The following is a 7,890-nucleotide window of genomic DNA, read 5'->3' on the forward strand; positions in this document are numbered from 1 at the left end:
TCCCTCGCGGCGGGCCGCGGCGACGCTTTGCGTCTTTTCCTCCGGCGTCCTCTCGGCGAAGACACGATCGACACCGAGGGCGACGCCCACCAGCTCCGCCACATCGGCATGATCCCCGGTCAGCAGCCAGATCTCGCGGAAACCGATCCGTTTCAGCGATCGCAGGGCGCGCGGCACGTCGGGACGGATCAGGTCTTCGAGGATGAGCGCGCCGGCCGGATTCCCGTCGACGGCCACCATCACCACCGAAGCCCCCTCCAGCAGGGCCCGCCGGCGGACGCGGCGCATCGCCGGCGAGATCGGACGATTGCCGAGGACCCAGCCGGTCCTGCCCAGGACCACCTCGCGTCCGTCCACTTTTCCGCGAATCCCTTCGCCCAGGACCTCGTGCGTCTCGGTCGGCAGCGAAAGAGCAAAGCTTCTCTCGCGCGCCGCGCGCAGCATCGGCTCCGCCAGGACGTGCATCGACGCCTGCTCCAGCGAAGCCGCCAGCCGCAGGATCTCCTCGGGAGGGACTTCCCCGAAGGGAACGACGTCGGTCAGCACCGGTGCACCCCCGGTGACGGTGCCGGTCTTGTCGAGCACCAGGATCGTGCCGCGCGCCAGAACCTCGAGCGCCCCGCCCCCCTTCACGATGATGCCGCGGCGGGCCGCGCGCGATATCCCGGCCACGAAGGCCACCGGCGCCGCCAGGATCAGAGGGCAAGGCGTGGCCACCACCAGGACGGCCAGCCCCCGGATCGGGTCTCCGGAGATCCCCCAGGCCACCGCGGCGGTCGCCAGCGTCAACGGCAGGAAGAAAAGGGCGTAGCGGTCGGCCAGGCGGACCAGCGGCGCTTTCGAGGCCTGCGCCTGCTGCACCAGCTTCACGATCCCGGCGTAGGTGCTCTCCGATGCGGTGGCGGAAGCGCGCATCCTGAAAGCCGATCCGGCGGCGTTGACGGTGCCGCTGCGAACCCGGTCCCCTTCCCGTCGCTCCACCGGAAGGGCTTCGCCGGTGAGCGCCGATTCGTCAAGAAGCGCCGTCTCGCCGATCACCCTCCCGTCGACCGGCACCACCTCGCCGGCGCGCACCAGAAGGAGGTCGCCCCGCCTGACCTCGTCGATGTCGTGCTCGACCAGCTCCTCCCCTTCCACCCGGTGAATCCGGCGCGGGCTGCGATCCAGCAGGAGGCGCAGCTCGCGGCGCGCGCGGCGCTCGGCGTAATCCTCGAGCGCCTGCCCGCCGGAGAGCATCAGCGCGACGACGGCGCCCGCCAGGTATTCCCCCAGCGCGAGCGACCCGGCGATTGCCAGCAGCGCGATGATGTCGACGCCGGCGCGTCCCGAGAGAAGATCGCGCACCACGGAAAAGGTCAGAGGAAACAGCGCCAGGAGGGCGGTCAGCGCCCAGGCGTGTCCCGCCGCCTCGGGCCTTCCGGCGGCTTGCATCAACGATCCGACACCGATGCCCGTCACCACGACGACGAGGACGATGCGGTTGGCGATGCGCGGGTCGATCCTCACGTCATTCCTTTCGTGGTGATCCCGGTGCGAGGGCGAAAAATCTGCGACCGGCGACGCTCGTGCCGCAAATCCTGCTGGCATGCGATGTACCGACGAGGCAGCCGCGGCGGATGCCGTGGGAGGATGCAACAGCTTCTGCCGGCCTCGCGCTTCGCGGGCGAGCCTTGCGCCGGGAAGAATGCCAGGCCTTCACGCCAAGCACAAGTCCTCCATTTGTTGAGGTTAGCTCAGCGAAATCGAGTATGATCCCGCGGCTGTCGGGCGGCAATCTCCGAGCAGTCATCCGGCTGACCGTCCTGGTTTAGAAGGCATTGTCCCACAGTTGAGCGTCCCAGGCGCACCCACCTGGCCGGGCATAAAGGTTGCGATGCTTACCCTTCTGGAGGATCCCATGCATTCCTTGCGCCGGATCGTGATTGTTCTCGCCCTGGCAGCCTCGGCGGCCAGCACCCGCTCCTTCGGCGCCGGCGGGACGAAAGGGGCCGGACCCTACAGTTCCGCGACGGAGTGCGCCCGCTGCCATACGCAGATACATCGTGCCTGGGAGCAATCGGCCCATGCCCGCTCGGCCACCTCGACGACCTTCAAGAGCGTCCGCGACGGGGTGCTCAAGCAGGGCGGCGACGCGCGGGACAAGCTCGAAGGATGGTGCGCCGGCTGCCACGCACCGACGACCCTGGTGACCGGCGACCGCAAGCTGGCCGACCCGATCAGCCGGGAGGGAGTCACCTGCGATTTCTGCCACACCGTCGCCTCCGTCGACCTGGAGCGGACCGGACAGCCCTTCTCTCTCGCTCCCGGCAACGTGAAGCGGGGACCGATTGCCTATGCCGGCCCCGTCAAAGGGCATGGGACCGACTACTCGTTCCTGCACCGGGGAAGCCCGCTGCTGTGCGCCGCCTGCCATGAGCTCCAGGGGCAGGCGGGAGCGCACATCCTGACGACCTATGACGACTGGGTGGCGGGCCCCTATCCCGCCCGCGGGGTCTCCTGCCAGGACTGCCACATGGCGCCGATCCCCGGGGATGCCGCCAAGCCCGAGATGATGGCCAGCCAGGGACCGCGAGTGATCAATCTCCACCGCCTGGTCGGAGGCAGCTCCCTCAGCCAGCTGAACCGGGGACTCGATCTGAAGATCGAATCGTTCTCCACCAGCCGCGCCTCCGCCGAGATCCGCGTCGCGGTCACCAATGCCGCGGCCGGCCACCGGATCCCGGGCGGCCTGCCGACCAAGAGCCTGGCGCTGGTGGTGGGGATCGAGACGACCGATGGCGCCTTCGAGAGCATGGAAGAAACCGAGTTCCGGCGGGAGTTGCGCGACGGGCAGGGGGTGGCGCTGCGGACGCTCGCCGACATGCTCCTGCGCGCCTCCTCTCAAGGAGAAGACTCGCGGCTCCGCCCCGGGGAGACGCGGAGGCAGTATTTCCGGGTGAGCCTTCCCGACCGGGCCCGCGCGGTGGTGGCCCGTCTGGAATACCGAGACGCCACCGATCCCGAATCTCCCATCAAGACCACCGTCATCACCCAGGAGCGCCGCGAAGTTCCGGCCCGCTGAGCATCCGCAGGCAGCGTCGGGCACGGCTGCGCCAGGAGCACACGATGGAAATCGATGTCCGACGCAACCCGGCGCTGCTGAAGCTGGACCTTTACTGTCGTGGATTGCGGCTCGACGATTCCTGCTTTCTCATGCAAGACGGCGGGCGCCAGATCCTGCGCACGCGCGCGGGACTGGGCTCGGGACTCGAGCTGATCCTCCCGGGAGGGCTCTGGACCAACGTGCCGGTGGCGGAAGGCTTCGCCGCCTCCTCGCCGTATGTCCTGCACCGCTCGCCCTCGGGGTACGTCCTGCGCCGGTACGAGGAGACGCCGGCTCCGGAGTCGGGCCGCACGCTGCGCATTCCCGCGGCCGATGTCCCGGTGCGCCTCGCCCCGAGGCCGGCCTGGTACGAAGCCACCACCTCGAGCGGCAAGCCGATGACCCGCATCGGGACGCTGCAGGGGACCTACCTGGGCGTCTATCCCGCCAAGGTGTGCGACTACTGGCTCGAGAAGCCGAAGGGAAACTGCAAATTCTGCTCGGTCGGCTTGAATCTGGGGCTCGACGATGCCGACGAGAAATCGGTCGACGAGGTGATGGAGGTGGTGCGGGCGGCGCGACGCGAATCGGGGATCACGTACGTCGATTTCAACACCGGCCATTACAAAGGCGACACCTATCTCGACATCCTGGAGCCTTTCCTGCGCCGGCTGAAGCGTGAGACGGGACTGCTGGTCGGGGTGCAGACGCCGCCCCACCACGACCTGCGGCGCTACGACGCGCTGCGCCGGATGGGAGTCAACCGGGTCTCTTTCTGTTTCGAGATCTTCGATCAGGCATGCTTCAGGAGCATCTGTCCCGGAAAGGACCGGGAGTACGGCCTGAAGCGCTACCTCGACGCGGTTGCTTACTGCGCCGGATTATCGAAGCGATCGGCAGGAGGGGAGCCCTGGGTGGCGAACGGCGAGATCATCGCGGGACTTGAGCCTCCGGTGTCCTCGATTGCTGCAATCGAATGGATCACCTCGGTGGGGGCCATTCCCACGGTCTGTGTCTTCCGACCTCTGAAAGGAACCGACCTGGAAGACGCGCCGCCGCCGCGCACCGAGGAGATGGTGGCGGTTTTCCGCCGGCTGTACGAGGCCTGCATGGAGAACAACCTGCCGATTGGCGTGGCTCCCAACGTTCACGTGAGCCTGGTCCTCCTGCCGGAGGAATGCCGGTACCTGATGGACAATCCCCGGAAATACTTCTGGAAGGAGCTGAAGCTCCGCGCGATGTCCCGCGCCTTCGGTGCCCGCTTCCAGCGCCGCGTCGATCGGCTCATGGCGAAGCTCCCGCCCGGTACGAGAGCCGCTTCCGACAGCGCCGCCGTTCATTGATCGAGAAACCGGCGCGTGCGAAGCGCGGCACGGCGGCGATCGAGATTTCCCGATGCCGCGCCATGCCCGGCGATTTTCTGCGGTCCTCCCCTTGAAGTCCATGACGCCGAGAAGGCAACGCCCCTGATCATCCCGGCCGTCCCGCAATAACCTCGCTCGCGTCGTTGAGAACGGCGCAGAATTTGCCGAAAGCCTGCCGCCGCGAAGCCTCGTCTCCACTCGCTCCTAACGACCTTCTGCCGCAAGTCATGCCGGTCCATCACATGCGGACGGCGCGTTTCTTCGTCGGCCGAGTGGCACGTCTGTTGCGAAAGTGGTCTCGCGAAAAGCGCTTTTCCTTCGTCGCCACGGTTCGTAGGTACTGGTTTTCGCGATGCTGCCTGATCGAACAGGCCTCCCATGAGGAGGTCACACAGACATGGTTTGCCTCAGCGCTATCGTGAGTAAAGCTCGATCTGAAAGACCTCGCTGGTCCATGGGCATCTGCCTGGTGAGCCGAAAGGGCTCGCGTCCATCCCGGTCTGGATCAGAAATCGATAGCCCAGGAGCAAGAGGAGTGACGATATGAAGAGAATCCTGCTCGCGTTGTTTGCCGCCGCCCTGGCCGCTGCCCTGCCCGCCGTCCCCGCACTGTCCGAGGACAACGAGCAAGTCCCGATCTCTCCCACGAGCATCCCGCAGTTCGTGGATCCCCTGCCGATTCCGACCATCGTGGACGGCACGCAGGGAGCGTTGACCCTTTCCATGTGCGAGTTCAAGGCCAACGTGTTGTCCACCGGGACTTTCGCGCCCGGCGTGATGCCGGAGACCTGGGTGTGGGGCTACATTCCCGGCACCGTGTGCCCCACCACAACCCAGCCGACCTACACGGGTCCCGTGATCATCGCGCAGCGCGGAGTTCCGCTTACCGCGACGTTTGTCAACCAACTCGGCTATGCTTCCACTACCCACGTCCTGGCCTACAAGAACTCAACCGATCAGACGGTTCATTGGGCCGATCCTCTCAACAAGGAGGCGAATGCTTGCTCGGAGGAGCTGCACGAAGGGCAGCCGCCCGTGGGGGAATGCGCCGAGCATTATGACGGCCCGATTCCCGCCGTGGTCCACCTGCACGGCGGCGATGTGCCGCCCGAGCTGGACGGCGGCCCCGATGCCTGGTTCACCAGCGACGGCCTTTACCAGGGACACGGCTATTACAGCTTCCCGGGAACCGGCGGCCTCGGCACCAACATGGCCGTGTACCGTTACCCGAACGAGCAGGAGCCGGCCCCGATCTGGTTCCACGATCATGCCCTGGGGGCGACCCGGTTGAATGTCTATGCGGGACTCGCCGGTGGATATCTGATCACCGATCCGACCGACACCTCGATTCCTTCCAATCTTCCGGGCCCCATTCCCCTCGTGATTCAGGACCGGATGTTCGACAAGGACGGACAGCTCTACTTTCCGGCGGGATACCCGCTCAATCCCAATCCAGACCATCCTTTCTGGATTCCGGAATTCACGGGCGACACGATCGCGGTGAACGGCCATACGTGGCCCTATCTCAACGTCGAGCCGAAGCGCTATCGCTTCCTGATCATCAACGGCTCCAACGCGCGCACCTACGAGCTGTTCCTGACCGGTGCCGTCACGAAAGCGAAGGGACCCGCCTTCTGGCAGATCGGAACCGATGGAGGCTACCTCGACTTTCCCGTTCTGATCGATCCGAACGCTCCCGGCAACCAGCTGCAGAAGCTGCGCATGATGCCGGGCGAACGGACCGACATCATTGTCGACTTCGCCGGGCTGGCACCCGGGACCAACCTGTTCCTGCGCAACACCGCCAAGACGCCATTCCCGGCCGGTGACACGGTGAACGGAAATACCCTGGGCCGAATCATGCAGTTCCGCGTCGTGCCCAGCACAGGACCCGACACGAGTTACAACCCCGCCAATGGGGGAGCTCTGCGCACTCCCATGGTCCGGCTGGCGAATCCCGTTGCGGGCGCGCTGGCACCCGGTGTGGTGGTGCAGAAGACGCGCCAGCTGACCCTGAACGAAGTGATCGAGAATGCGACGACTGTCAACGGGATCGATTATGAGGGGGGTCCTGAGGAGGTCCTGGTCAACAACACCCTCTATATGGGCATGGGTGCCGATGGAACCATCCGCTCCGATTTCACTCCGATCTCCGTCGGTGGCATGACGACCGGCTATTCGGAGCTTCCACAGGAAGGCGAGACGGAAGTGTGGGAGATCATCAACACGACGGCCGATGCCCACCCCATCCATTTGCACCTCGTTCAGTTCCAGCTGATCAACCGCCAGAACTTCGACGTCAGGAGATTCTTCACAGCCTACGCGGAAGCGTATGGCGGCGACATCATCGACGCCTTCGGCCCGCCCAACGATTACAACGTTCCCAACGCCGATGGCGCCGTCGGGGGCAATCCCGCTGTAGGGCCCTTCCTGCGTGGTCCGGCGCGTCCGCCGGACGCCAATGAGGCGGGATGGAAGGACACGGTGGCGATGTACCCCGGGCAGGTCACCCGGATCGCCGTCCGGTGGGCGCCGATGTCCTTGCCGGCGACCACTTCTGCCGCCGACGCCTACTATGCCTTCAGCCCTGATGGCGGGCATGGCTACGTGTGGCATTGCCACATCATCGACCATGAGGACAACGAGATGATGCGGCCCACCAGCGTCATCCCCAATGAGAACGCAATCCGCACCTACATCAAGGGGATCGACTACTGAAGAGTCGTCTCCTCGCGCGGGGGCCGTTTCCTGACGGCCCCCGCTTCTTTCCTCCTCCGACTGGAGACCTCCGGTGCTCCGCCTGCCTCCGCGAATCCTCCTCTTGCTCGCCGCACTCGCGCTTGCCGCGTTTGCCGCCCGGGGCGAGGAGATTGCCGCCGCGAACCCGACGCCATCGCGCGATTCGGCGGTTTCTGCCGGATATGGACTGGCCTGGAATCATGGGATCGGGAAAGCGCAATCCGAGCGACTGAGGCTCCGCCTCGTTTTCAGCGAAGAATCGCTCCGGCTCGTTCCCATCCTCCCGGCCGAAAAAAAGCCGTGGGAATGGTCGGAAACCCTGGTGCGCTTCGGAAGCAGCCAGGCGACCCGCCCGGCAGGACGCGCCTGGCTCGCGGGGGTGGAAGACCGCGCCGAGTACCTGCGCGGCAGCCTGATCGAACGCTTCCGCAACACCCCTCAGGGCATCGAGCACATGCTCGAGATCCCCGAGGAGCCGGGCGCGGAGGTTCTGTATTTCGATTTTGCCGTCTCCGGGACCCTGGCCATGAAGGTGAGCGAGGACGGGAGCCGGGTCGTCTATCCCGACCCAGGCGGCGCGACGCGGCTGCTCGAGAGCGACTTGGCCGCGATGGATGCCGAGGGTCGGGAAGTGGCTGTACGCTGGGAGAAGCTCGAGCATGGCCTCGACGGCGAGGTATTCCTCCGACTGGTCGTTCACGCTGC

The 7,890-nt window shown here is 65.9% G+C and carries 5 protein-coding genes; 4 read left to right on the top strand and 1 reads right to left on the bottom strand.

Annotation, left to right across the window (positions count from 1 at the left end):
• Positions 1 to 1,506 (bottom strand): heavy metal translocating P-type ATPase (locus tag VFW45_16740; GenBank protein ID HEU5182435.1); only part of this gene is annotated, 1,506 nt, incomplete at its 3' end.
• A 391-nt stretch (positions 1,507 to 1,897) separates the two neighbouring features.
• Between VFW45_16740 and VFW45_16745 the strand changes: the two genes are divergently transcribed.
• The 4 genes from VFW45_16745 to VFW45_16760 form a co-directional block, all read left to right on the top strand.
• Positions 1,898 to 3,061, top strand: coding sequence for a multiheme c-type cytochrome (locus tag VFW45_16745; protein ID HEU5182436.1), 1,164 nt, complete (start codon positions 1,898 to 1,900; stop codon positions 3,059 to 3,061).
• A 44-nt stretch (positions 3,062 to 3,105) separates the two neighbouring features.
• Positions 3,106 to 4,425 carry a radical SAM protein gene (locus tag VFW45_16750; protein ID HEU5182437.1) on the top strand — a complete coding sequence of 440 codons (1,320 nt, stop codon included), beginning with the start codon at positions 3,106 to 3,108 and terminating at the stop codon, positions 4,423 to 4,425.
• A gap of 564 nt (positions 4,426 to 4,989) precedes the next feature.
• Positions 4,990 to 7,164, top strand: a complete 2,175-nt coding sequence (locus tag VFW45_16755) for a multicopper oxidase (protein HEU5182438.1) — start codon at positions 4,990 to 4,992, stop codon at positions 7,162 to 7,164.
• A 73-nt stretch (positions 7,165 to 7,237) separates the two neighbouring features.
• Positions 7,238 to 7,890: hypothetical protein (locus tag VFW45_16760; GenBank protein HEU5182439.1), on the top strand; the 653-nt coding region annotated here is incomplete at its 3' end.

Source organism: Candidatus Polarisedimenticolia bacterium (assembly GCA_035764505.1).
In the GTDB taxonomy this organism is placed as follows: domain Bacteria; phylum Acidobacteriota; class Polarisedimenticolia; order Gp22-AA2; family AA152; genus AA152.

Bases quoted from the DNA above. Each gene is read 5' to 3' on its own strand.
- VFW45_16750 (HEU5182437.1), top strand. From the start codon at position 3,106: ATGGAAATCGATGTCCGACGCAACCCGGCGCTGCTGAAGCTGGACCTT.
- VFW45_16745 (HEU5182436.1), top strand. From the start codon at position 1,898: ATGCATTCCTTGCGCCGGATCGTGATTGTTCTCGCCCTGGCAGCCTCG.
- VFW45_16755 (HEU5182438.1), top strand. From the start codon at position 4,990: ATGAAGAGAATCCTGCTCGCGTTGTTTGCCGCCGCCCTGGCCGCTGCC.